The organism is Dyadobacter bucti (genome assembly GCF_005869225.1).
Lineage (GTDB): Bacteria > Bacteroidota > Bacteroidia > Cytophagales > Spirosomataceae > Dyadobacter > Dyadobacter bucti.
In genome coordinates, this window is the sequence record NZ_SWFP01000001.1 from 575,512 (window position 1) to 602,490 (window position 26,979).

General features: G+C 48.2%; 18 protein-coding genes. 14 read left to right on the top strand and 4 right to left on the bottom strand.

The window, feature by feature from the left end; translation table 11 throughout:
• Positions 1-91: 91 nt before the first annotated feature.
• Positions 92-277, top strand: a complete 186-nt coding sequence (locus FBF61_RS02115) for a carboxypeptidase-like regulatory domain-containing protein (RefSeq protein WP_138475512.1) — start codon at positions 92-94, stop codon at positions 275-277.
• Between the two features lie 129 nt (positions 278-406).
• Here FBF61_RS02115 and FBF61_RS02120 read toward each other — a convergent pair whose 3' ends face one another.
• Positions 407-2,275: a gamma-glutamyltransferase family protein gene (locus FBF61_RS02120; protein WP_138475513.1), complete on the bottom strand. Its 1,869-nt coding sequence runs from the start codon at positions 2,273-2,275 to the stop codon at positions 407-409.
• Between the two features lie 540 nt (positions 2,276-2,815).
• On the opposite strand from FBF61_RS02120, the gene FBF61_RS02130 reads away from it, so the two are divergent.
• The 4 genes from FBF61_RS02130 to FBF61_RS02145 all read left to right on the top strand — a co-directional run bounded on the left by FBF61_RS02130 (position 2,816) and on the right by FBF61_RS02145 (position 13,369).
• Positions 2,816-6,991 carry a hybrid sensor histidine kinase/response regulator transcription factor gene (locus tag FBF61_RS02130; RefSeq protein ID WP_229214882.1) on the top strand — a complete coding sequence of 1,392 codons (4,176 nt, stop codon included), beginning with the start codon at positions 2,816-2,818 and terminating at the stop codon, positions 6,989-6,991.
• 221 nt (positions 6,992-7,212) lie between these two features.
• Complete coding sequence (locus FBF61_RS02135; protein ID WP_138475515.1) at positions 7,213-10,401, top strand: SusC/RagA family TonB-linked outer membrane protein; 3,189 nt, start codon at positions 7,213-7,215, stop codon at positions 10,399-10,401.
• 14 nt (positions 10,402-10,415) lie between these two features.
• Entirely contained in the window at positions 10,416-12,017 is a 1,602-nt protein-coding gene (locus tag FBF61_RS02140) for a SusD/RagB family nutrient-binding outer membrane lipoprotein (protein ID WP_138475516.1), read from the top strand.
• A 5-nt stretch (positions 12,018-12,022) separates the two neighbouring features.
• Positions 12,023-13,369, top strand: coding sequence for an aryl-sulfate sulfotransferase (locus FBF61_RS02145; RefSeq protein WP_138475517.1), 1,347 nt, complete (start codon positions 12,023-12,025; stop codon positions 13,367-13,369).
• A 2-nt stretch (positions 13,370-13,371) separates the two neighbouring features.
• Here FBF61_RS02145 and FBF61_RS02150 read toward each other — a convergent pair whose 3' ends face one another.
• From FBF61_RS02150 to FBF61_RS02160, 3 genes are read right to left on the bottom strand one after another with little or no spacing between them, the layout of a single operon-like run.
• A complete protein-coding gene (locus FBF61_RS02150) occupies positions 13,372-13,539 on the bottom strand; it encodes a hypothetical protein (protein ID WP_166444385.1) in 168 nt (55 codons plus the stop codon).
• Positions 13,540-13,544: 5 nt separating this feature from the next.
• The gene (locus tag FBF61_RS02155) at positions 13,545-14,084 is read right to left on the bottom strand and encodes a hypothetical protein (protein WP_138475519.1); all 540 of its coding nucleotides are present in this window, start codon (positions 14,082-14,084) and stop codon (positions 13,545-13,547) included.
• A gap of 51 nt (positions 14,085-14,135) precedes the next feature.
• Complete coding sequence (locus tag FBF61_RS02160; RefSeq protein WP_138475520.1) at positions 14,136-15,230, bottom strand: tyrosine-protein phosphatase; 1,095 nt, start codon at positions 15,228-15,230, stop codon at positions 14,136-14,138.
• Positions 15,231-15,615: 385 nt separating this feature from the next.
• Here FBF61_RS02160 and FBF61_RS02165 point away from each other — a divergent pair, with 385 nt between their 5' ends.
• From FBF61_RS02165 to FBF61_RS02200, 9 genes are all read left to right on the top strand, one after another.
• Positions 15,616-16,188 carry a hypothetical protein gene (locus tag FBF61_RS02165; protein WP_205748212.1) on the top strand — a complete coding sequence of 191 codons (573 nt, stop codon included), beginning with the start codon at positions 15,616-15,618 and terminating at the stop codon, positions 16,186-16,188.
• 105 nt (positions 16,189-16,293) lie between these two features.
• Entirely contained in the window at positions 16,294-17,085 is a 792-nt protein-coding gene (locus FBF61_RS02170) for a hypothetical protein (protein WP_138475521.1), read from the top strand.
• 15 nt (positions 17,086-17,100) lie between these two features.
• Positions 17,101-17,451, top strand: a complete 351-nt coding sequence (locus FBF61_RS35000) for a hypothetical protein (RefSeq protein WP_229214883.1) — start codon at positions 17,101-17,103, stop codon at positions 17,449-17,451.
• On the top strand, positions 17,451-19,808 hold the full coding sequence (locus FBF61_RS02175) for an MSCRAMM family protein (protein ID WP_229214884.1): 2,358 nt from the start codon (positions 17,451-17,453) through the stop codon (positions 19,806-19,808). Before FBF61_RS35000 ends, FBF61_RS02175 begins: the two co-directional genes overlap by 1 nt.
• Positions 19,805-20,350 (top strand): hypothetical protein, encoded by a 546-nt coding sequence (locus tag FBF61_RS02180; protein WP_138475522.1) that lies wholly within the window; start codon positions 19,805-19,807, stop codon positions 20,348-20,350. Before FBF61_RS02175 ends, FBF61_RS02180 begins: the two co-directional genes overlap by 4 nt.
• Positions 20,350-20,604, top strand: coding sequence for a hypothetical protein (locus FBF61_RS35005; protein WP_229214885.1), 255 nt, complete (start codon positions 20,350-20,352; stop codon positions 20,602-20,604). The genes FBF61_RS02180 and FBF61_RS35005 overlap by 1 nt, the downstream gene beginning before the upstream one ends.
• Before the next feature lie 368 nt (positions 20,605-20,972).
• Complete coding sequence (locus FBF61_RS02190) at positions 20,973-21,350, top strand: hypothetical protein (protein WP_138475523.1); 378 nt, start codon at positions 20,973-20,975, stop codon at positions 21,348-21,350.
• Positions 21,351-21,452: 102 nt separating this feature from the next.
• Positions 21,453-25,814 (top strand): CusA/CzcA family heavy metal efflux RND transporter, encoded by a 4,362-nt coding sequence (locus FBF61_RS02195; protein ID WP_138475524.1) that lies wholly within the window; start codon positions 21,453-21,455, stop codon positions 25,812-25,814.
• Between the two features lie 10 nt (positions 25,815-25,824).
• On the top strand, positions 25,825-26,973 hold the full coding sequence (locus FBF61_RS02200; RefSeq protein WP_138475525.1) for an efflux RND transporter periplasmic adaptor subunit: 1,149 nt from the start codon (positions 25,825-25,827) through the stop codon (positions 26,971-26,973).
• Positions 26,974-26,979 lie beyond the last annotated feature (6 nt).

Genomic DNA, 26,979 nt, shown 5'->3' on the forward strand with positions numbered 1-26,979 from the left:
ATATCCTTTCTCATAACATTCTTACTGTATATCAGCGGACCGCATGTGCAGCAAACATCCAGAACACATATGAGAGGCAGTTTGGTCACAAGTGACGGCAAGCGAGGTGCTTTTTGTAACAATTCAGATCAAGCATTCCAGGTTCGGGACTGTAACAGATGAAAATGGTGATTATCAACTCAAAGATGTACCGGCCGGAAGCCACGTCGTGGTCGTGAGCATCGTCGGTTTTGAACCTGCCGAACTGGATATCGAAACCGGCGAAGACAAACGCTGAATGTTGAAACGATCCGCCTGAAGGAGGATGCAAAAACTCTACGGAAGGAAAAAATCAGCCCCGGACTTAAGTCCGGGGCAAACGAATGTCCGAGGTTAATTGGAGATCGCAAAACAGTTGTTGCAAAGTTTACCAGCCAATTCCGTAATCTTCACCATGGTTGCTCGAACCACCCCACATAGTGCCATGTACCCAATCAAAATAAATCGCATTGATCGGCCCGCTCGTACGGGGTTGGTAGGTAAGCTTATAACCCATCCGGGACAATTCTTTTCTTGACCAGGGCGGCATGGACTCGTTGAGGATCAACCCGCCGGGATCTTTTTCATGTAACCCGAACGTAGAGTACATCTGCAAAGTCTTGAAACTGGGCGCTTCGGTCGATTCCTGAACGGTCATTCCAAATTCCACGATATTCAAAAAGAACTGCAGTAACAATTGATCCTGTTCGTCTCCTGCCTGCTTGGCAAAAGACAGAAAAGGTTTCCCGTCTTTCAAAGCGAGGCTGGGTGTGAGCGTTACCCTCGGCCTTTTTCCCGGCTCGACCACATTAAAAGGATTTTCTTTCGGGTCCAGCACGAATGACTGCATACGCTGGCTCAAACCTACTCCTGTATTACCCGCAATACAGGCCGGCACCCAACCTCCGCTCGGCGTGATCGAAACCACCCATCCTTCCTCGTCGGCAGCTTCAACAGACGTTGTACCTGCTGTAAATTCTTCCATGAATTTTTCGTCCAATCCGTTCCGGTTCCGCTGGGAAACCTGTTTGGCACCCCAATTCCTGATCAGATCGGTATAAGGATTTGTTTTTCCCTCAAAAGGATATGGATCGCCAGGCAGGATTTTGGGATCGTTTTTCTCCCAGTTGATCAACTTCACCCGTTCCTTCGCATACTCCTTGGACAATAAGCCTTTCATCGGTTCCTCCGGGCCAAAAGCAGGGTCTCCGTAGTAAAAATCACGGTCGGCAAACGCCAGGTTCATGACCTGGTATAATGTATGGATGTAACGGGAAGAGTTGTAGCCCATGCTTTTCAGGTCTATGTTTTCGAGCATGTTCAGTGCCTGCAGCATGACCGGCCCCTGCGTCCACTGCTGCATTTTGTATACATCAATACCCTTGTAATTTGTCATCAGCGGCTCTTCGATCTTCACTTTCCAGTTGGCCATATCGGCCTCCGTGATCAGCCCCCCCTGTTCCTGGCAGCCTCGTGCGATCTCTTTTGCAATATCACCTTTATAAAAGCGGTCATTGGCCGCATAAATCGCTTCTTTCCTGCTCCTGCCTTTTTTAAGAGCCTGTTCTTCGGCATCCACCAGTTTTTGCAGAGTGGCCAAAAGATCCTTTTGCACAAAGATCTCCCCGGCATCCGGCGCCTCCCTTTCTTCTCCTGCATGTGGCAGGAATACCTTTTTGGAATACGGCCATTCTTTAATTCTATTCTTTTCTTTTTCGATGGAATTGGCAGTTTGCGCTTCTATAGGGTACCCCCCGGCCAGCTGCATAGCGGGTTTCAAAACTTCTTTCAGGCTCATGGTGCCATATTCCGCCAGCATGGTCATCAGTCCCCCGGCGGTTCCAGGTGTGGTAGCTGCCAGCGGGCCATATTCCGGCGGATATTGCATTCCTTTATTTTTAAAAAAGTCGGCGGTTGCGCCCGTCGGAGCCACACCCATCGCATTGATCGCGATCACTTTTTTGGTTTTCGGATTGTATATCAAAGCCTGCGTTTCGCCTCCCCAGCTCAGTACGTCCCACATGGTACAGGTAGCAGCCAGCATTGCGCAGGAGGCATCCACTGCATTTCCGCCCTTGCTGAAAATCATTGATCCCGCCGTGGCAGCCAGTGGTTTTCCGGTAATCCCGATCCAGTGTTTCGCATGAAGCGGCGGTTTTTGGGTGGTTACCGGGAAGTTATTAAAAGACTGGCCCACTGACCGCAGATGGGTGGCTATCGTTAATACCGAGGCAAATACAAGGAGCTTTACATGCATATTTTGTCAGAATTTTAATGTTGCAAATAGTAATGAGGTCGTGTTTTACAATTTCGGTTTTTATTCTGAGAATAGGAAACGGGACCGGCACGAACAGTCAGCGGTTTCGCAGCACGCCAGGCATAAATGGCCTGAGAACCGCAATGGGTTTCTGATCGGGCGATCAGTTTCAATGTAATGAAACGACCCAGCGAAATTGTTTGAAGCCGCCAGGCGGATCATCATGCTCAATTGCTAAAAAATAGTCAGTTGCCTTTGTGACACAGATGGATTCAACGAAAATTTACTGCTCTTGCCGGTCACCGGCCTTCGATCTGATGTAGCTGGAAGCTACGCCGAACTTGCATGATCAGTAGCAGATTGACAAACGAATCTTACCCTCCGAGTCAGCTGAGTTTTGGTGTCACTCATTCAATCATTCACTCATTCAATCATTCACTTATTCAATCATTCACTCATTCACTCATTCAATCATTCACTCATTCACTCATTCAATCATTAACTCATTCAATCATTCAAAAAAATCCCTATTTTGCCTGAATGAACAAAAGCCCCTCCCCCATGCTGGCGAGAGCACTGCTTCTTACGGTTGTCTTCCTCTTGGTTTGCGGCCGCGCCTCAGCCCAGTCTACCGAGTACAGGTTTATGAAGCTGAATGCCAACGATGGCCTGTCCAATAACCAGGTGACCTGTTTTCTGAAAGACAGCCGGGGGTTTATGTGGTTTGGAACCATATCGGGGCTCAACCGGTACGACGGACGCAATGTGAGGGTTTTTCTGAACGACATGCGCGATTCAACTTCGCTGCTCAACAACAATGTCATCAAGCTTTTCGAGGATCCGGATGGAAAGATATGGGTGACGACCATCGAAGGAACGACCATATACGACCCTCACAAAGAAAATTTTATCCGCAATACCATCAGCTATGTCCAAAGGTTCGCATTGCCCGACGCTTCCGTAACCGATATAATCAGGGATAAAAAAGGAAATTACTGGTTTGTACATGATACACAAGGCCTTTATCGCTATCAGCCGGGGAGCAAATCGGTTGCCAAAAAGACCACCCGTATTGTTTTTGCAAAAGGCAACCAGCCTGAAAACAACCAGATTGCATCAATAAAGGAAGACAAACGGGGAAATATATGGGTAGTCCATAAAAACGGGACACTGGACAGGCTGCGTGCCGATGGCCGCAAGCTGCTTGCCCGAAACACATTCCTTAAAAACCGTAACAAAGCCCAGCAATTACTTTACAATTGCGCTATTGACCGCGACGGCGACCTCTGGCTGTATGTACTGCGGGCCAATCAGGGTGTTTTTTATTTGAATGCCAAAACCAACACTTTTGAAAAAATTGGTGAGAAAAAGGGAAATTCAAGGCTGAACTCTAATATTATCCAGGGCATCGTGGAAGACAACCGCGGTCTGATATGGATTGGCACCGACCACGGCGGCATTAATATTCTTGACAAAAAGACGTGGAAAATAACCTACCTGCTGCACGACGAAGACAACAACAAAAGTCTGAGCCAGAACACCATCAACAGTTTGTACAAGGATAATTCCGGAATAATCTGGACGGGGACTTACAAGGACGGGATCAATTACCACCACGAAAATATTTTCCGGTTTACCTTATATGAAAACAACAGATCGAAACCGGAAAGCCTGCCTTACAATGATTTCAACAGATTTGCGGAAGATGAAAAAGGCAATCTCTGGCTGGGCGGAAACGGCGGCGGCCTGATTTATTTCGACCGGACTAAAAACACCTACACCAGTTATGTCAGCAAACCCGGCGATCCGAACAGCCTCGGCAGCGATGTGATCGTAAGCCTGCTGATCGACAGGGACAAAAAGCTCTGGGTAGGAACCTATTACGGCGGTCTGAGCTGCTTTGATGGCAAAAATTTCAAAAGCTACCGTAACAAACCTTCCGACAAGAACAGTATTTCCGACGACAGCATCTGGGAGCTTTTTGAAGATTCGCGGGGGTACATCTGGATCGGCACCCTCGACGGCGGCCTTGATCGTCTTGATAAAAAAACAGGAATTTTCACGCATTTCCCCAGTGGAGCGCCGTATTCCATACATGCCAGCTATGTGAGCGAAATCCGGGAAGACCGGCAAGGCAACCTCTGGATCGGCACTTCCTACGGACTGGAAAAGTATGACTACAGAACCAGCCGGTTTACGCATTACCTCAGCGATGCAAAAGATCCTAATACATTGAGCAACAACCTGATCCATACGATTTTTGAGGACAGCCGCGGCATGCTCTGGATCGGTACGCACGAGGGCCTCAACCTGCTCGACAGGGTTACCGGGAAATTCAGGACGTTCCGCAAGGAAGACGGGTTATCGCATAATACAATTTTATCCGTGGCGGAAGATCGGTCGGGTAATATCTGGTTTGGCACGCCCAACGGTATCAGTCGTTTAAAAGTGAGCGGACAGGATAAAAACAGGCTTTTTCAGTTTAGCACTTATGATGAATCGGACGGTTTGCAGGGTAAGGAGTTCAACGAAAATGCCGCCCTCGCCACCAGCCGCGGCGAGATGCTCTTTGGCGGATCAAAAGGCTTCAACCTGTTCAATCCGGGTGAAATTACCCGCAACAATACCGCCCCGAAGGTGATCCTTTCCAATCTTTTTCTCTTCAACAAAAAAGTAGGGATCGGGGAGAAATTTGATCATAAGGTTATTCTGGGCAAAGCTGTGAACGAGACCCGGGAAATTACCCTGAAACACAGCCAGAACGTATTGTCGATCGAATTTTCCGCCCTGAATTTTTTCCATGCCGAAAAAAACCAGTACCGCTATATGCTCGAAGGTTTTGATAAGGAATGGCGGACGGAAATCGACGAATCCAGGAAAGCAACCTACACGAACCTTGATCCGGGAACCTATATCTTCAAAGTAAGAGCATCCAATAACGACGGCTTGTGGAACGAAAACGGTGCTGAGCTGAAAATCACGATGCTGCCACCGCTCTGGAAAACCAACCTTGCGATCACGGTCTATGTAATTCTGACTATTCTTATCCTGTATTTTTCAAGAAAAACGATCCAGAAAAGGGAAAGGCTGAAATTCCGGCACCAGCAGGAAAGAAACGAGGCGAAGCGCATGCACGAGCTGGATCAGATGAAAATCAACTTTTTTACCAATGTAAGCCACGAATTTCGCACGCCGCTCACATTAATCCTCGCCCCGCTCGAAAAGCTGCTCAAAAATGCGTCCGACCCGCAGGCGCACGGTCAACTGAACCTCATTTACCGCAATTCAAAAAGGCTGCTTAACCTGGTCAATCAGCTGCTAGACCTCGGGAAACTGGAATTTCAGGAGATCAGGTTTAACCCCACCCAGGGCGATATCCTGAAATTCATACGCGAAACTAGTTTTTCATTCTCAGACCTTTCCGAGAAAAAGCATGTGAAACTTTGTTTTGAATCAGAGGTCAAAGAGCTGACGACATATTTTGACGAAGACAAGCTGGAAAAAATCCTTTTCAACCTGCTTTCAAATGCCTTCAAGTTCACACCCGAAAATGGCATCGTGAAAGTTTCAACCAATATCATCGGAAATCCTGGTAATCAGCAAAATACCTTCCTCGAAATCAAAGTGGAGGACACCGGCATTGGTATCCCGATGGAAAAACAAGAAAAGATATTCGACCGCTTTTTTCAGAATGAGCTTCCGGCAAGCATGGTGAACCAGGGCAGCGGTATAGGGCTGTCGATCACCAAAGAATTTGTAAAACTGCACGGCGGGAGCATCAGCGTTACCAGTTCGCCCGATCAGGGAAGCTGTTTTTTCGTCGTTTTACCCATTCAAAAAACGCTGACAACTGCTGCTTTACGGCCGGCTGACGAGCGTCCCGGCGAACTGGTGACGGAAGCGAAAAATGAAGCAGTTCAGATGGAAGTCGGCGAGGAAAGAGCAACTATTCTGCTAGTAGAAGACCATGACGACTTCCGCAACTACCTGAAAGACAACCTTTCAGACCTGTACCATATCTTTGAAGCCGTTGACGGGAAACAGGGCTTAAGAACAGCACTGCACGAAATCCCCGATCTGATCGTAAGCGATGTGATGATGCCGGAAATGAACGGGATCGAACTTTGCAAGAAGCTTAAAGACAATGCACAGACTTCCCACATTCCTGTTTTGCTCCTGACAGCCCGCAATTCGGAAGAACACAAACTGGAAGGGTACGAAACCGGGGCGCAGGATTACATTGAAAAACCATTCAATTTTGATATACTTCAATCCAAGATCAAAAGCCTGCTCAAACAGCAAAGTGCCGCCCGGAAAGCGTACCGGCAGCAGATCACAATCAAAGGAAAAGATGTGGCGATCAGTTCGCTGGATGAAAAGCTGATCCAGAAAGCAATTTCCATAGTTGAGAAAAACATTGCGAATGCTGATTTTTCGGTGGAAGCTTTCAGCAGGGAGCTGGGCATGAGCCGCATTCATCTGTACCGCAAACTGCATACCCTCACCGGAAAATCGCCGGTCGATTTTATCCGCTCCATCCGCCTCGACCGGTCGCGCCAGCTGCTGGAACAAAGCCAGCTTACTGTGTCCGAAATTGCTTACCAGGTAGGATTCAACAATCCGAAATACTTCGCCAAACACTTCCGTGAACAATTTGGCGAACTGCCTTCCACCTACACTTCCCGCAAGAAAAGCGGTGGTACCCCATCGGTTTAACTGCCTGATACCAAACTGTCGATTTCTCGGAATTTTTAAATGTTACACGCACCAGGTAACAACTGATAACGCAATATGTAACATTTGAATACCCCTCCCGAGCCTTTATCGGGCTAGTTTTGCAGATGTATTTTACAAAACAAAATACCTGCAAACTTTTCCTTTGACCAACTACTCTTTTACCAATCACATCTACTACAAAATTTTATACTGACAACCGCATGAAAAGAATCTCTCCTCTCATCTTCTTTCTGTTGCTCGCATTTCAGTTGCATGCACAAACCGTGTCTGTAAAGGGGACCATCAAGGATTCCGAGAGCAACGAACCGCTGCCGGGTGTTTCAGTCCTGATCAAAGGCACCACCCAGGGTACAGCCACCGCCTCCAACGGAACCTATGCTATCGATGTCCCGAAAGGTGGTGTACTCACTTTTTCCTTTATCGGATATTCGCCCCGGGAAGTAACCGTCAACGGACAGACCGTGGTAGACATTTCCCTCGACCCGGACACGCAGGTGCTCTCCGAAGTGACCGTCACGGCGCTCGGTATCAAACGTGAAAAGCGCGCGCTTGGTTATGCCGTATCTGACGTTGGCGCCGAAAACATTGCCAATAACGGGGAGACGAACCCGATTGCATCCATTGCCGGAAAAGTAGCGGGCGTAAGCATATCCTCCACCACAGCCGGGCCGACAGGTTCCAGCCGCGTGGTGATACGCGGTATACGTGAATTACAGGGAAGCAACCAGCCGCTATATGTCATTGATGGCGTTCCAGCTGTGAACGGAAACATCGGCAGTGCCAGCCAATGGGGTGGATTTGACCTCGGCGACGGGCTTTCGGATGTAAACCCGAATGATATCGAATCGATTTCGGTACTGAAAGGCTCGGCGGCGGCCGCTCTTTACGGAAGCCGGGCATTGAACGGGGTTATCCTGATCACTACCAAAAGCGGGAAGGCAAATAAAGGCATAGGCGTGGAACTGAACAGTAATTTCACAATCGATGAGATCTCCACGCGCATGGATGAGCGCCAGAAAACTTACGGACAGGGAAACGACGGCGTGTTTCCTACCGACCCGCTGCAATCCAGAAACATTACCAGCAACTGGGGGCCTAAATTCACTGATTTTGAGACCATTACACAGGCCGACGGAACGGTGCGCCCGTACCGGTACATGGACGAGAATATCCAGGATTTCTTTCGTGCAGGTAAAACTTCCATGAATACCATTGCGGTTTCCGGCGGGAAAGACGATAACACCGTCCGGATTTCCTATTCCAATATTGCCAACAGCGACATTGTTCCGAAAAGTGGTTATGATAAAAACATATTTGCGATACGCGCTACTTCCAAGGTCACCAGCAAACTTTCGGTGGACACCAAGATCAACTACATGACCGAAAAAGTAAGAAACCGTCCGGCGCTCACAGATGAAGTGAGCAACATCGGAAACGGGCTGCTGGGACTTGCGGCAAATTTTGATCAGGCATGGTTGCAGGATTACATGAACCCGGACGGCACCTACAAAAACTACACGGGTAATATTTACCGCGCCAATCCTTACTGGACGCTGAACAAGACTTTCAACAGGAGTTCAAAAGAACGCGCCGGCGGGTATATCAATGTGAATTATACGCTGAACAGCATGTTCAGTCTCAATTTGCAGGCAGGTACCGATTTCTTTTCTTTCAGCAATGACAACTTTTATGATAAATACACCCCGGCTTACGACGGAGGCGCATTGAACCAGCTTACCATGAATACCAATGAAACCAACTTCCAGGGTTTGTTGAATTTTAACAAAAATCTTGGAAAGGACTTCAAAGTATCGGCTATGCTCGGGGCTAACGTGATGAAATACAGAAGCAAAGGAAACAATATCAACGCGACGCAGATCATCCAGCCTGGAACCGCCAATCTGGTCAATTTCTCCGAAAAGCTGATCCAGCCTTTTGACAACAGAAAGGAAATCCAGTCGGTATTTGCGAGTGCGCAGCTGAGTTTCCGCGAGTATCTGTTTTTGAACCTTCAGGGAAGAAACGACTGGGCTTCTACCCTGCCGCCACAGAACAATTCATTCTTCTATCCCTCTGCGGACGTGAGTTTTGTAATAACCGACGCATTTAAAATTGAATCCCCGGCATTGTCATTTGCCAAGGTAAGAGCTTCCTTCGGTCAGGTAGGAAGTGATTTTGATCCATACAAAACCACTTTCGCCTACGGACTGACCGGCCGCTCGATCAGAGGCCTGCCGATGGGGGAAATCCTGGGCGGTTCCATCCCGAATGCAAACCTGAAACCACAGATCAAAACATCTTTTGAAGTAGGTACGGACATCAGGCTTTACCACGACCGCGTAGGCATCGACTTTACTTATTATGATGAAGTAACCAACGACGTGCTCCTGGACATTACCGTTCCTGAAACCACCGGCTTCAATACCGCTTCCCTGAATGCTGCCAAGCTGAGAAACAGAGGGGTTGAGATATTGCTGAACACCACACCTGTTAAACTTGCGAACGGTTTTCAATGGGATTTGTCTCTGAATTTTGCCAAAAACGTGAACAAGGTGGTAGAACTGAGCGAATTGCTCGAAACATTCACAGTAGCCGAAGCACGCTGGGCAGGTGCGACCATTATCGCTGAAAAAGGAAAACCTTTCGGTACCATTATGGGGAACGGCTTCCTGCGTGATGCCAACGGAAACCGCGTTTTCAACAGCAGCAACGGCGAACCGCTTCCAACTACCCAGCCCATACCACTTGGCAACACCCTGCCCGACTGGACCGGTGGGCTGATCACTTCGGTTGCTTACAAAGGCCTGCAACTGAAAGCATCACTTGATGTAAGAATGGGCGGAGACCTGTTTTCAATGACCAATATGACGATGCACATGAACGGCTCCCATGCCAATACCGAGGAAGGTCGGGAGTCGTGGAATGAGTACCAGCGCGAACGCCAGCTTGCCCAGGCATCAGCACAGGCAGCTGGTGCGGAGGCCAATCTGGATGATCCCACCAGCCCTTATTATGTGGACCGTGCGAACCGGGGCTTTATCGGCGCAGGCGTGAACCAGGAAGGTGCGCCCAATACCATTCCGATCAGTCCGGCTGCCTACTGGCAGAGTATCGGGAACAACATTCCTGAGCCTTTTATCTATGATGCGAGCTACATCAAGCTGCGCGACCTGGGCCTGAACTATACTTTCTCCAATGCCCTGCTCAAAAAGACACCTTTCAAAACTATCACATTGGGTGTGATCGGACGTAACCTGTGGATTATCAGCAAGAAAACGCCAAATATCGATCCGGAGTCCAACTACAACAACGGCAACGGACAAGGATTTGAGTACGGTTCTCTTCCGGGACGTAAAAGGTATGGTTTCAATCTGGTGGTGAAATTTTAAATAAGATATCAAAAATGAAAAAGATCATATATTCATTGGCTGCGCTTGCCATGCTCATGCAGGGCTGCACCGAACATTTTGAAGAACTTAATAAAAATCCGGCAGGGTTCCCGACCATCTCTCCGGGCGTGCAGCTGACCAAAGTGCAGGCTGACCTTTCGGGCCAGCGGGAAGATGTGTGGCGGTATGACCTGGCGATCAGCTCGCCGCTGGTGCAGCATTTATCCGGCTCGTGGTGGACGCAGCATGGAGGCCAGTACCGTATCCTGGACAAAGGACAATGGTATACGCTTTGGGAAACGACCTATCCGCGCGACCTCAAAAATATCCAGGATCTGGTGGACCGGACTGCGAACGATCCTAACCTGGTGAATATCAATTCTGCCGCCAGGATTATGCGCGTGTACATTTTCTCCCGTTTAACAGATCTGTACGGAGATATTCCCTATTCAGAAGCGATCAAGGGCTATACCGAAAAGATTTTCCTGCCCAAATATGATACGCAGGAAGAGATCTACAACAGCTTCTTTTCTGAACTGGACGCGGCCGTCAAGGCGATGGACGTCACAAAGCCAACCGTGGAAGGCGATGCATTTTATGATGGCAATGTTGACAAATGGATCAAATTCGGCAATTCCCTGCGTTTGCGGCTGGGTTTCAGGCTGACCAAAATAAAGCCGGATGTTGCAAAACAGCAGGTAGAAGCGGCAATTGCAGGCGGTGTCATGACTGATAACAGCTTTTCCTGCATCATGAGGCATGAGGCGGTAAACTATACTTTTGGCGAAAACCGCGGCAACGGACGCTCGCAGGTTTTCCAGGCCGATGTGTCTTCTTCCGGTTTCAGGCTGGCCAACACGCTGGTTGATTACATGAAATTGACGAAAGATCCGAGATTGTCTATTTATGGAGGGACTTACCTGCCCGTTAACGGCAGCGAGGCCATTGATAATAACAATAACCTGGACATCACGCCTTATTTACAGGAAGGACTTGCCTATGGCGCCATGTCGTGGAATGTATGGATGCCCGACCAGACCATCGTGCTGGCTTCCGGACAAAGTGTGGTGGTACCGACTGCCTACCGCCGGATGCAGCCCAGCAAATACGTAGCTGCGTTCAATGCACCGTTTTTCCACCTTACCTATGCCGAGGTAGAGCTGCTGCTGGCAGAAGCCGCGGCACGTGGCTGGGGCGGGCAGACTCTACCGCAGGATCATTTTAATAAGGGAATCCAGGCTGGCTGTGAAATGATGGCCAGCTACCCGGGCGCGCCTGCTATTTCCCAGGCGGCGATCGATACGCTCAAAGCTACTTACAAAGTATTTCCGGCCACACTCGAAGGCCGCATGAAAGTGATCCATGAGCAGATGTGGGTGAACTTCTTCCTGAACGGCAGCGAGGCATATTCCAACTACCGCCGCACGGGCTATCCGGCTTTGGTACCGTTCAAGTCGGTAGACTGGTACACCAGCGGCACAAACGGTGTGATCCCCCGCCGGTTCTTCTACCCGGAATCAGAAGCGGTACAAAACCCGACGAATTACAAAAGCGCAGTGAGCAGGATCGGCGGCGCAGACGATTGGTTAAAAAGAGTTTGGTGGGATAAGGAATAATTATAATGTCGGGAAAAATACAGTTTTATACATTCATCATTTTTGCAGGAAGCATTGTTTCCTGCAAAAATGATGCGGTTGATCTGCCGCCGCAGGTACAATCGGCGACGGTGATCAACAATGAAATTTCCGCCCTGACAGCCCGTATCAAATTCGGTCTTTCCAGGGAGTCAGACGCGGTGGTCGAATACTGGCCGGCGTCGGGAAGTGAAGGCGAAGCATTGAGGTCCGCAGTTTCCGCGTCCAAAATCAACCATTCCGTTGCACTGTTTCAGTTAAAGGAAAAAACAGCTTACAATTATAAGGTGCTGATAGCCGACGAAAGCGGTAACCGCGTCGCAGCGGGGGATGTCAAGACCTTTACTACTGCCGCAATACCCGACTGGCTGAAAACATTTTACAGCGAAAGTGAGAATAGTATTCAGGAAAGTTTGCCTGGATATTACTTCGTAGTTCCTTCAATCAAACCGAATGGTCTGTTTTTACTAGATAAAACGGGCAAAATCGCCTGGTACTGGTCGCCTCCTGCCAAATATGCGATCAAAACCGCCCGCCTTACTCCCAAAAACACGGTATTGATGCTGCTGGATGAAAACGGCACCCCGTTCGGCGATGGCAACATTATTCTTGAAACCTCGCTTGCAGGCGATACGCTTTCCTATTTCAGAATGGGCGAAAAGGGTTTTGACAAATCGGTGCACCACGACCTGCAGATGGATGCAAAAGGGAACATTGTAGCAATCACAAATGAGTTCCAGAACAACCTGCCCGGCGATGGCCTGCTAATGCTCGACAGCCAGGGAAACAAGGTTTGGGAGTGGTCCATTTTTCCAGAGCTGACCAACATTGACCCTTCCAATTTTGCTCAGCCATGGGGAAATTCGCTGGTGATTGATAAGGACAACAATTATATCGTATCGTTCCGCGCGTTGTCGCAGGTCTGGAAGATCCATGCAATTACCGGGAAAGTGATGTGGAAGCTGGGCCAAAACGGCAATGTAAAAATGCCGGAAGGAAGTCATTTTATGTTCCAGCACTTTGCCCACCGCAACGGAAACAACGAGATCATGCTTTTTGATAACGGCGGCGCCGCGAGGCCCAGCACCAGAGTCCTCTCGTTTGCACTGAACGAAACCACCCTCGAAACAACACCGCGTATCAACATTCCATTTTCATCAACACTGTATTCGCCGATTATGGGAAGCACCATGCTCCTGCCCGACGGAACTATCCTGTCTGCCAGCGCTACCAACGGCAAGCTGGTCAAAACGGATAAAACCGGAAATATCATCTGGACATTAAAAGCGGCAGGCCCGATTTACCGGGCTGAATATGTGGAGGGGTTGTTCTAGGATTATGTAGGCTGAACCTTGCCTGTTTCTTGCAGCGATTCTTGTTTGATTTTTGCATTACGGCTTTTGATCTCCTGCATAATCTTCCTAAACTCAGAAAGCTCCTGTTCCGTCCAGGGCTCCGATTTAGTTGAAAAGTCAATATCTTTTGGTTCTTTTATGAGTCCCATAATTTTCAGCATTTAAAGTAACGTGAGATCAGTTTTGTTGCAGCATTCGTTTCAATAAACATTCTTAGTCCACGAAAATGAGTAGCATGAAGCGTTTCTTCATAGTGCTTAATGTTCATAGTGCTTAATGAGGGCAGATTTTGAGTCGAAAGCGACAAAACCTTCAAAACCCTTGTCAACTGACTGTTGCAGGCGAAGGCAATTAAGTTTCCTGGAACTCCATAATACACTTTTTCTTTTCCTTTGTTGAATTTGGCGCTTTCAATAAGGTGCATAAAAATGTGATCCTTTTTGTCCTCAATACTGAGAAGACCCTGTATAATTGTCGGATTGTTGACTGTTGTGAGTCTGTAGACTTCTTTTGTTTTATCTCGCAACTCTTCAACCCAATCAAACTGCCAGTCTTTCGGCTTGATTTGTGCAGAATCATTAAGACCTAATCTCACAACTTCAGTATCAAACACTTCTCCTGTCAAAGTGTTCTCAATAGAATTTGTCAGTTTATCAATAATAAAATCAAGTCCTTCCGATTGCCACTTTTTCACTAAATGAATTTACGAAAAAACGGCAAGCCTTCCAACATTCAGTAGACGCCATTAGTAGGTGAACCGCCCCACGATCCCTTCTCTTGAAGCATCATCAATGCCAAGCTGGTTTTGGGTAAATTTGTCGATGCCGCCGTATTCTTTATCGATGACGTCAAAAACCGCACGGATATAGCTTTCATCCACGGTCATGAAAACTTCAATGGCTTTAAGATCCATTTTCGGCTTGATGACTTTGGCCATTTTTGCTTTACGCAGTAATTTTTCAGTTTTGGCGCGCCGGTAGTAATTGGACAAGAGATATTCTTTCACAATCGTTTCCCTGTCTACACGAAGTACCGACAGGATCAGCGCGGAAACGATACCTGTACGGTCTTTTCCCGCCGAACAATGATACAACACCGGCTCATCGGAATTGACGATCTGCAGAAGGGTCGGCTTAAGGGTAGGAAGATTCACCGTCACGGTTTCCTTGTAAAACGACAGTGTCTGTGCCCTGGCCTCCTCCTCGTTGATCTCCCCTCCTATCACTTTTGCCCGCAATTGGGCAATCTGCCCTTCATTGTCGGCCACTGTGGGAGCGTGTACATATCTCACACCAGCAGGAAGATGATCTTCTTTTCCCTCGATTTCATGGTTGGTCCGCAGGTCATACACGGTCTTAATGTTCAAATCATTGAACTTGTCAAATTCCCTGCTTTTTATTTTGGACAAATTGTCGGAGCGGAAAACCTTTCCCCACCGAATCGTTTTTCCATCCATGGTTTTGATGCCGCCGATATCCCTGAAATTGACTGCTTTTTTAAAATCAACCCTGCGATTGGTAATGATACTTGAATCCCCACCGGACACCAGTTCAAAGTAAGGCCGGGTTTTCCGGTTATTCATCTCGATCAAATCTCCTACCGGCTCTGACATCGGGGGCGAATCCGCAGCTTCCCTGACGAGGATTCCCGAAATGTCCGATTTGTCCGTCACGTGAAGCGCGTAATCATTCCCGCTATTCTCCACGAAATTGTTTTCGGGAAGTGATTTTTGATAGTAGTGGTCGGAAAGCTTTACGGAGCAGGAATCCAGGAACATCAGACTGAACGCAGAGGCAAGAAACAGGCAACTAATTTTTTTTATTCTACGGGGAGGATACATAAAGATTAAAGTTGACACTACGTAAAAAAATATTTTTTCAGGGCCCAGAGTCCCGGTGTATCTGTTCAACATTTTTTCAAGGCATAAGGTTTTCACCTAAATGTGCCTGTATCAAACCCTGTGGCCATTTTTGTGTAGAATATAATAATTCCGTGTAGTACACAAAATCCACAGCCCACCGCTATTATAGGATAAGTACAATAAATAATGAAATGTGCCAAATTGGCGAAATTTGGCACATTTTACATTACTTCACTCTTTTACAGCTAATTATGTAAAAATTGCTTTAATAAATTTTTTTTATTTGTAAAAATACTTCTACATTTGTTGTGTAGTTGAAATTATTAGTAACACAATCATTTTATCAACAATTTTTAAACTTTCTATGAGAACTAAACTTACGGGTTCGGCATCTGTATTAGTGTTCGTTTTGACCGCCGGGTCATCTTTCTCCGTGTTCGCACAAGACACAAATACGGATAGTCATCAAATTACGGTTGAAGTCCCGGTAGTGGCTTTACTGGATCTGGAAACATCATCAGGTTCAGAAAATTTTACCGCTGCCTTTACCCAACCTACTCCCCTGGAAGCGGGCGAAAAACTCACCGCTCCGACCGACAATGCTACTTTGTGGCTCAATTATTCTTCCATTCAGACCGCCTCGACGCCAAAGCATGTTGATGTGAGCGCCAGCGCGGTTATCCCGGGCATCAACGTTCACGTAGTGGCCGGGACATCTGCCACAGGTTTTGGTACCAAAGGAACGCCTACGGCGGGGTTCAACCTCACCACTTCTGCCCAGTCGCTGATTACCGGTATCGGCAGCGCCTACACCGTCAACGGGCCCAATAACGGCCACTTGCTTACCTATTCATTTACTGCCCTGGATGCAAACTATGCCAACCTCCGCTCAGGAAGCACAACCATAGACGTTACTTATACCCTGGCGGACAACTAAGATCCGGGAACAGGTATTATTGGATTTTCTTATTGTGGTTATCAGCCGGGCTCTGTCATTTGACAAAGTCCGGCATTCCAGACCAATCTAAAAAACTCCGGAATAATGAAACTTAACTTCATCATCAAACCAGCGTGCATCCTCCTCTTCTCCACCAGTCTTCATGCATCAGTAGTTATCGTCAACGGGCTGACACACGCACACACGCTTTCTGCGACAGATCCTAAAATTCAGGGATACATAAAAGTCAGAAACGATGGTACGAAAGAGTCTCGTATAGTGGTATACCGTCAGGACCTCACATCTGATTGCGGCCAGTCATCTTCGTACCCCGAAACAGGCAGCCACAACCGCTCGCTTGGAAACGCTCTTCAAACCAACGTGGATGAAAAAGTAATGGGCGCCAGTGAAGAATATGATCTCCGCTATTCCATCGATCTCGACAAAGAAAAATCATCCCCCGGAACCTATTGGGCCGTGGTGATGGTGGAAGTGGCCGAGCCTGTGCGCGAAGAACCCAAAAACGGTGTGCAGGTCAATTCCAGGGTGCGGTATGCGATCCAGATCATAGTGGACGTAGGCAGTTTCGAAGGCCCGGCGTTAACCTACGAAAACGTAGTGTTTGACAAAGTTTCAGATCAGCACTCGGTATTACGGATTATGCTGAAAAACAACGGCACTTTCGGGGCACGCACCAGTGTGCTGCTGGAAATTTACGATCCGGCCGGTAACAAACTGAAAACGACCGAACCAAGTACCAGAATGCTCTATCCGGGCAACTGCGGCACATTCGAAATCCCGGTAGCCGATCTTCCCAAGGGGAAATACGATTGTGTCATCATAGCAGATACAAAGAAGGATCTGTTTGGTTCAAACATTGCTTTACAGGTTGAATAATTCACCCGGAAGAAATTGATCCGCTTCATCTTTACATTTCTTGTCGCGATAAATCTGAAAGGATTTTGTCAGCCGCAGGGGCCAGTCGTTACATCCAATTCGCCGGGAAAGATTGTTCCGGGGGGCCATTTTACTTTGTTTTTCGATATTAAATCAGAGTCGCCGCTTCCTGAACAATTGCATGAAACCATCAGCCTGCCGGAGAAATGGACCCTGCTCTCGCAACGCAAGCCGGAAGTTACATCCGGACAAAAAGCACGCAGGTATATCTTTGTGATCAGCACTCCCGCTGAATCCACAGCAGGGACGTATCTGGTCAATTTCAGATCAATGCGGGCCAGGGCCAGCTCACGACACCCCTTTTGATGACGATCGAAGAAGTCAGAAAAGTCGACATTATCGTTGTCTCCCAGCCTGAATTTGTCAAAGAAGGCGATACTTTACGTGTGGAATATATGGTTCAGAACTCGGGCAACAAAAAAGAAAAGCTTGTTCTTAAAACCAGCCGCGGGTACATTGAAAACAGCAGGGACAGTATCACTCTGGACCCGAATACAAAAACAACAGTGACCGTGGCGCAGATAATACCTTTTACAGAAGGAAACGCGTGGCAGAGTGCCTCCGACCTTACTGCGGAAATGACCGGCGGTAAGGATGCTGCCTATCAGGCCGCGTCAGTACCTGTTTTTTCTTCCAAAATCAAAAAAATTGACCCTTACTACCGTTTCTCGGTGGAGATCGGCGGCGGTTACCTGTCGTATATGTATGGAAATCAAAGCAACATTGCTTACCAATACAGCGCGCTGGGAAAAGGTTTTATCGATCAGAAGGAAAAGCATTATGTCGATTTCACCGTCCGCGGCCCGAACCAGTTTGTGTTCCCCGCAGTCGGCAGCTACGACCAGTATTCCCTAGACTACACATACAAAAGAAAAACTTCCGTTTCGGTGGGAGATTACGTGATGCAACTGAACAACCTGATGGAATTCGGCAGGTTCGGACGGGGCGCACGACTGGAACAGCAGTTCAGAAGGATCGGCTATACGGTGTTTTATCAGAAATCCCGGTTTTATCCCAATCAGAAAGAAGCAGCCGGAGGAAAAATCACCTTTAAATTAAATGAATCATCGAGTGTAGGGCTTCATTATGCTTCCAAAAATGTCGCTTATTACCGTCAGCAGTTTTGGTCCGGTCTGCTCGGTATATCAGCTCATGTACGTACAAAGGATATTCAGCTGGAAACGGAGCTCGCCGCAGGGAGCGCCAGGGGAACTAAAGACTACGGTGCGTTTCTGAGGCTGCAGGTTAATAAAAAATGGATGAGCGTGGCGAGCAATGTCATTTATGCCGGAAAGAATTTTTACGGTTTTTATAACAACAGCAGGCTCATTAACAATAATGTGGGTTTCAACATTACCAAAAAGCTGACGGTCGGTCTGGGAAGCAATTTTTCAGATGTAAATCCCAGCCTCGACGCCACTTTTTACAGCGTTTCACCCAAAGACAGAAGCTACCTTGCCTACATCGCATATCAGCAAAGCAAAAAACACCGTTTTTTTGTGTTCTATTCCACGCAGGAAAGGCAGGACAGGCAAAAACCGGTGGATTTTCATTATGCAGAAGAATTCGGGAACATCTCCTACAATTACAATTCCGACAAATTTACGCTGTCCTATCAGGGCCGGTACGGACTTTCCCAGAACCGCCTGGTTGCCGATAATACGGGTAAAAAAGAGTTTTTTTCAAATCTGGCGCAGCCTACGGTCAGAACCACGCGCTGGCTCTGGCTCGGCGGCTATCTCGAACACCAGCATACGAGCAAGTTCTCGTCTGCCGATATCATCGAAAACCTTTTTTTCTACGGTGGCAATGCCAGAATCGCTATTAAGCAAAACCTTCACGCGAATTTCCTCTACCGTAACAACTACGCACCGGATGAACTTTTCGAAAGAAGAAGCTACGTGGACGTTTCTGTGATGCTCGACTTAAAAAAGCACCGGTTTTCACTGGCGGGCGGACGGACCTATGTACCCAACCTCCAGAACACCAACAAGAACACTTTGTTCCTGACATTAAAATACGCGTTGAAACTCAACATTCCACTATCCAGGAAGAAAAACCTGGGGAGCCTGAAAGGCAGACTGACGGGGGCCGGCTTTGCCAAACAGGGCAACCTGATCCAGCTCGGAAGCCATAAGTTCATGACCGACAGTACAGGGACATTTTCTTTTGAAGGGGTGGCTCCCGACAGGTATTACCTGAGCATCACCCAGAACGATACCAAAAACGAAGGTGTGATCCCGATCGTCAAAATGCCCATGCTATTGGACGTGAAGGCCGACAGCCTGAAAGTAGTGGAAATTCCTTTGACGCGCACCGGCAACGTTGTAGGGAAAGTTGAGTTCTCTGCGAAAAACCAGCAGGGCGTATCATCCGCGTTGACCGAAAAACCGATAGTATTGGTAAAGCTCTCTAACGAAACCTGCAGTTTTCTGACGGAGCTGAATGAAAAGGGGGAGTTTTCATTTAAAGAGATGATCCCCGGAAACTGGAACGTATCAGCTTATATTCCCGGCAACCAGGATCGTTTTATTATTGAAGAAAGCAACAGACAGGTCGATCTTGCTATCAACAAAACCATGAACATTGTTTTCAGGATGCGGCCGAATGAAAAGCGGATCCACTTTTCAGAAAGAAACTTTGAGGTATCTGTCAAAAAATGAGATCTGTATTTGTCATATTGATGCTTGCAAAAAGCCTTGTTGCTGTGGGGCAGAAAACCGCTAATGTCAATTTAAGCCTTACAATGCCCTCTGTGGCACTCATTGATATACTTCCCAGCGCCACATCGACGGTTGCCCTTAAAATGACTGCTCCCACCGAAGCCGGGTCGGCGGCAGGCGTAGGAACTTCGAATTCGGGCAACTGGCTGATACTTACTTCGGCGGTTACAGCTTCGGGGTCCAGGAGCGTGAAAGGGGATGTGGTCGGCACCCTGCCGCCAGGCATCCGGCTCAGGCTCGATGTGTCGCCCTACACGGGCTCAGGCCAGGGATTTACCGCAGGAACCGGCTATGTAACCAGTAATGTTTACCTCACAAATACCGCCAATAGTTTTATTGAGAATATCAAAGGTGCATATACGGGAACCGGCTACGGCACCAATGGTTTTAAATTAAAATATTCGATCGAGATCGCGAATTATGGCAATATCCGGAGCGGCACCGCAAGCCTCACCGTTCGTTATACCCTGGCAGACAACTGATGAAAAATCTCACAATGCTCTTTCTGACTTTTCTGGCCTACCCTCTCTCCGCCCAGACGCTCACCATCAACAACGGTAGTGCTGGCGCCAACTGGACATTGTCGGCACCGTCGTCGACCATAACAGCTGCAGGAAAAAACTACGAGCACATCGAAACTACCGGATTAGCCCATACACTCTTGAAAGTGAATGCAGCGCTGGTCTGGTCGGTGAGCATCCAGCAAAGCGGGACTGCAACTGGGACCCTGCGCTGAAAATATATGTAAGAAGAACCGGAGAAGGTACCGGAGGGGCCATCCTTACCGGCAATACCAATTATCTCCAGCTTACGACCAATGCTCAGACATTGGTGGGAGGGCTGCTCGGACTGGGTTTCAGCCGCGACGACATTCCTTTCCAATACAAGATCGAAGGCCTTTCGGTATTGCTGCCTGTAAAAACCTACACAACCACCATTTTATTTACAGTTTCCGGATTATAGCCCTGCAGCCACACCAGACACACACTTGATAATTGGTAAGATCTGACGAATACGCTGTGCAAAAACATGTTTAAGCCCGTTTTCTGACCTAACCTGCCCTAAACCTTTGTAAAGTCAGGCGTGGTGGCTTATTTTAGCAGTGTGAAAAGGCTTTTTCTACATATCATCCTCACGATTGTAATTCTTGATACGACATCCCTGTATCAGGTTTTGAAGTTTCCTGCCCTCATCAAACATTTTATCGAGCACAAAACCCTGAACCAGAATATCAGTGTCCTGGATTTTATGGCCATGCATTATGGCGGGAATGATCTGGACGATAATGATGATGAAAAAGACATGCAGCTGCCTTTCAAGAAAGTAGAAATACAGCACGCCAACTTCCTTTTCATCCCGTTTACTACCACTTTTACTTTCAAAAATACTTTCTGGCCGGTCAAAGCTGACTATGGCCCCGATATGCCTCAGGTGCAGTACAATGCTTCCCTCGGCTCTCTCTTTCGCCCGCCGCGAGTGTAAATACATATCATTCCGACAGGACAATTCTGTTCTGACCAACTATGACTGCATGAGCTCATGCAGTCATGGCCTATTTGCTATGTATTTATTTACCAACTCGTTATGCTCAATAAAATCATCCGGTTTTCAGTTCAGAACAAACTGATCATTGGCATATTCATGCTGCTGTGGGTCGCCTACGGCGCGTATGAAGTAAGCCAGCTCCCCATAGATGCCGTTCCCGACATCACCAATAACCAGGTACAGGTGATCACCACTGCGCCCTCACTTGGGGCCGAAGACGTGGAACGCCTCATTACCTTCCCGATCGAACAGGCGATCAGCAACATTCCCGGTCTTCAGGAAAGCCGGAGCATGTCGCGTTTCGGCCTTTCGCTGATTACCATTGTTTTCGAAGACGGTTCAGACGTATACTGGGCCAGACAGCAGGTTACCGAGCGGCTTTCGCAGGTAGAGATCAATGAAAATGCCAGTACACCGCAGCTCGCTCCGGTTACCACGGGTCTCGGAGAAATTTACCAGTACGTGATCAAGCCCAAAGACGGTTATGAAAAAAAGTATTCGCTGGCAGATCTGCGTACCACCCAGGACTGGATCGTACGCAGGCAGCTGCTCGGCACAGCCGGCGTAGCCGATGTTTCGACATTCGGAGGGGATCTTAAACAATACGAAGTGGCCGTTAACCCGGGCAGCCTCAAAGCACTTAACCTGACGATCAGCGACGTATTTACCGCCCTGAACCGGAACAACCAGAATACCGGCGGCGCCTACATTGAAAAGGGCCCTGCGGTATTGTATATACGGAGTGTAGGCCTCGCCAGGTCCATGGAAGATATCGGCAAGATCGTCGTCAAAAACAATGGTGACGGCACACCTGTCCTGATAAGCCACATAGCCGAAGTCCGGCTGGGTTCGGCGATACGATATGGTGCACTCACAATGGCGGGCAAAGGCGAGCTGTCGGGCGGGATAGTGATGATGCTGAAAGGAGGCAACTCTTCGGAAGTCGTCAAAAACGTTAAAAACCGCATTGCGGAAATTCAGAAAACACTACCGGAAGGGCTGGAAATCGAGCCTTTCCTGGACCGGACCAAAATGGTTAACAACGCCATCGGGACGGTGGAACGCAATCTTCTCGAAGGTGCTCTGATCGTTGTATTGATACTCGTTATTTTTCTAGGTAACCTGCGCGCCGGCCTGATCGTAGCTTCAGTAATCCCGCTTTCGATGCTTTTTGCCATTGCTATGATGAACTTTTTCGGCGTAAGCGGCAACCTCATGAGCCTCGGTGCGCTGGATTTCGGGCTGATCGTGGACGGGGCAGTGATCATCGTCGAGGCGATCCTGCATCACATGCATTTTTCTAAAAAGTATGCAGATGTACATTCAGTGTCCCAGCAAGAAATGGATGAAGCAGTTACCGGTTCGGCCTCCCGCATGATGAATGCGGCTGTATTCGGCCAGATTATTATTTTAATTGTTTATCTCCCGATCCTGTCGCTTTCCGGCATTGAGGGCAAGATGTTCAAGCCTATGGCCCAGACGGTTGCATTTGCCGTGCTCGGAGCTTTTATCTTGTCACTTACTTATGTACCGATGATCAGCTCGATGTTCATCAGCAAAAAAATCCCGCACCAGCCCAATATCTCCGACCGCATCATGACGCGACTGGAAAATGGTTATCAAAACCTGCTTACAAAGGCATTGCGGATCAAGAAGACCATGGTACTTTCTGCTTTCGCACTGTTCGCGGTAGCAGTATTTTTATTTACACAAATGGGCGGAGAATTTATTCCCCAGCTCGAAGAAGGCGATTTTGCAACCGAAACACGGCTGCTTGTGGGCACCAACCTGAGCACAACGATCGACGCTATCAACCGTATTTCCGAAAGACTGAAATCAGATTACCCGGAAGTTGAAAAAGTGGTTGCAAGGATCGGCAGTGCCGAGATACCGACAGACCCCATGCCTATTGAAGGAGGGGATATGATCATTGTATTAAAAGACAAATCGGAATGGACGAGCGCGCAAACTTTCCCCGAGCTGGCCGGCAAAATGGCCGCCACCGCCCAGAAAGTCACGCCCGGTGTTACCACTGGGTTTCAGTATCCGGTGCAGATGCGTTTCAATGAACTTATGACGGGGGCAAAACAGGATGTGGTCTGCAAAATTTTCGGAGAGGACCTCGACAAACTGGCCGCCTATGCCGAGCAACTGGGCGATATTTCCAAAACTGTAAAAGGCACCGCCGACTGGTATGTGGAGAAGGTAACAGGTATGCCGCAGATTGTTATCGAATTCAACCGGGACGAGATCGCGAAATACGGGCTGAATATTGACGATGTTAACCGCACGATCAACGCCGCATTTGCCGGTGCCGCTGCCGGGCAGATCTATGAAGGTGAGAAAAAATTTGACCTTGTAGTCCGGGTGGGCGAAAAAGGTCGCAGGAATATCAGTGATGTGCGGAACCTGCCGGTTTCGACACCCGGTGGCGTGCAGATCCCTTTGTACCAGGTAGCCAGCATTCAGGAAATAGAAGGCCCGAACCAGATCCAGCGCGAGAACACGCGCCGGAGGATCATTGTCGGTTTCAATGTAAGAGGCAGGGACGTTCAATCGATCGTTGAGGAATTGCAGGGAAAGGTTGATGCGAAGATCAGATTTGAAGCCGGGTACACCATCACTTACGGCGGGGCTTTTGAGAATCTGCAGCAAGCCAAATCCAGGCTGAGCATAGCAGTACCGGTAGCTTTGCTGCTGATTTTCATTATGTTATACTTTGCCTTTTCTTCTGTCAAAGACGGTATGCTGATCTACACAGCTATTCCTTTGTCCGCGATAGGGGGCGTGTTTGCCCTTGCTTTGCGCGGGATGCCTTTCAGTATTTCGGCCGGGGTAGGCTTCATAGCACTTTTCGGCGTGGCTGTGCTCAACGGGATTGTGCTGCTTTCTGAGTTTAACAGGATCAAAAAGGAAGGCATGGTCCGGGACGCTCTTCAATTGATTATGACCGGAACAAGAAACCGGTTAAGACCTGTATTGATGACTGCCGCTGTGGCCTCTCTTGGTTTTCTCCCGATGGCACTAAGCAATGGTGCCGGAGCTGAAGTGCAGCGGCCTCTGGCAACGGTGGTAATCGGCGGGTTGATCACGGCTACTTTGCTCACACTGTTTGTTTTGCCGGCACTTTACCTTTTGTTTGATGCTACACCCAAAATCAAAGCCCGTAAAAGCGTACCGGCTCTGCTCCTGGCGTTTTTGATAACACAAACAGGTATTGCCCAGTCACAACCGGTCGACCTGAACACAGCTATTAAAACTGCCCTCGAGAAAAACCTGCAGGCTCAAAGCTCCCGGCTCAGCGAAAAAGCCTCCGAGCGTTTGCAAGCAAGTGCATTTGATTTGGCCAAAACCAATATCAGCGCTGATTATGGAAAGGTGAACAGTGCCAACAACGATACCCGAATCGGGATCAGCCAGACATTCAGTTTTCCGGCAGTTTATTCCAGTCAGCAAAAAATGCTCGAAGCCAGCTTTCTGGCCTCGGTATCCCAGACGCGCCTGACCGAGCAGGAAATCCGCAGCAGTGTCCGACAACTTTTCTACGACTACGCAGCGTTGACGGAGCGTAAAAAGCTTTTGATGTATGCAGACAGCGTTTACCGGCTTTTTGAAACCAAATCCAATCTGCGTTTTGAAAAAGGGGCAGCCAATGTACTGGAAAAAACGGCGGCAGAATCACGGAGGCAGCAGATCACCAATCAGCTGAACCTCCTGAACAGGGACCTGAAAATTGTTTTGAAACAATTCAATTTATGGATCCAGGACGACCGACAACATGTCCCTGAGATCGCCGATGCCAGGATTGAAAACTTGCTGGATAGCCAAGATACCGCTGGGATCATCGATCAGCTCCCGCTCGCCGAGCTTGCCGCGCATCAGGAGCAAGCTGCACTTCATCGCTGGAAAAACGAAAAAGCCAGACTGCTGCCCGACATTACATTGGGCTATAATAACCAGAGTCTGAGTGGCTCACAAATAGTTGGCGGGCAGGAAACGTATTTTACCGGCAGGGACAGGTTCAGCTATCTCAGTGCGGGTATAGGCATTCCGATTTTCTTTAAGGCACAGTCTGCGAGGGCCGCAGCGGCGAAACTGGACCTGGAAAAAAATCAGAAAAATACCGAGTACGTGAAGCTCCAGTTGCTCACAGAGCTGGAAACTGCCTTTGAACAGGTCGCCAAATTCCAGGAAAGCCTTTTGTACTACGAACGCGAGGGGCTCAAAAATTCCGATCTGATCATCGCGACTGCGGACGAGCAGTTCCGGCAAGGTGAAATAGATTACCTGCAATGGGTAATACTTGTCGACCAGGCGATTACGGTAAAAAGCGAGTACATCCATGTGCTCAGCAGCTACAATACGGCTGTGATCCAGTTCATGAAGTTAAACAACCTATAAAATCATAAAAATGAAAAGATACATCATCATCTGCCTGAGCCTGTGGCTGTTTGCATCCTGCGGAAGCAAACCCGAAACAGGTGCATCCGCCGAAAAAACGGACTCTGTCTACGCCCAGTCTTTACAAATGGTATCCTTCAATTCCGAGCAGCTGAAAAGTGTAGGTATTGAAGTAGGTACGCCACAGCTTGAAAACATCAGCGGTGTGCTGAGCCTTCAGGGAGAAATAGACGTGCCGCCTCAAAGCACGGTCAGTCTCAGCTTTCCACTGGGAGGATACCTCAAATCCACCAAAATGCTACCGGGCATGCATGTTAAAAAAGGCCAGGTTCTGGCAGAGCTGGAAGATATGCAGTTCATCCAGTTGCAACAGGATTATCTGACAGCCAAAGAAAAATTCCTTCTTTCGGAATCGGAATACCACAGACAAAAAGACCTGAATGCCAGCAAGGCCAGCAGCGACAAAGTGTTTCAGCAGGCGCGGGCAGAAATGGAAACCCAGCGTATACTGATGAACGCGTTGGGACAAAAGCTGGAAGTGATCGGCATTGACCCCGCCAGGTTAAAAGCGGACAATATTTCCAAAAGCGTCGCTATCCTCTCGCCTATCAATGGGTTTGTATCAAAAGTGAATGTGAATGTCGGAAAATACACTTCTCCGACGGACATGCTTTTTGAGCTGGTAGACCCAAGGGATATACACCTTGCACTCCATGTTTTTGAAAAAGACCTGCATGCTCTTTCCGTGGGCCAGCGCGTGGTGGCTTACACAAACAGCGAGCCAGGCAAAAAATTCCAGGCCGAGATCATCCTGATCAGCAAAAACCTGGATCAGGACAGAATGGCGGAAGTACATTGTCATTTTGAAAAATACAATCCTTCCCTTGTGCCGGGGATGTTTATCAACGGCGAAGTTTCAGTGAACAGCAAGGAGGCACTTACTGTACCCGAAGACGCCGTGGTGCGCTGGGAAAATAAACATTACGTATTTACCGATAACGGAACCGGGAAATTTGAAATGCTGGAAATCACGCCGGGTGTCATCAGCAAGGGGAAACAGCAGATAGAAGGAACCGGAATCAGCAGCAGTACCCGGCTGGTTGTTAAGAATGCATATGCTCTTTTGATGAAAATAAAAAACACCGAGGAGGAAAGCTAAAAAAAG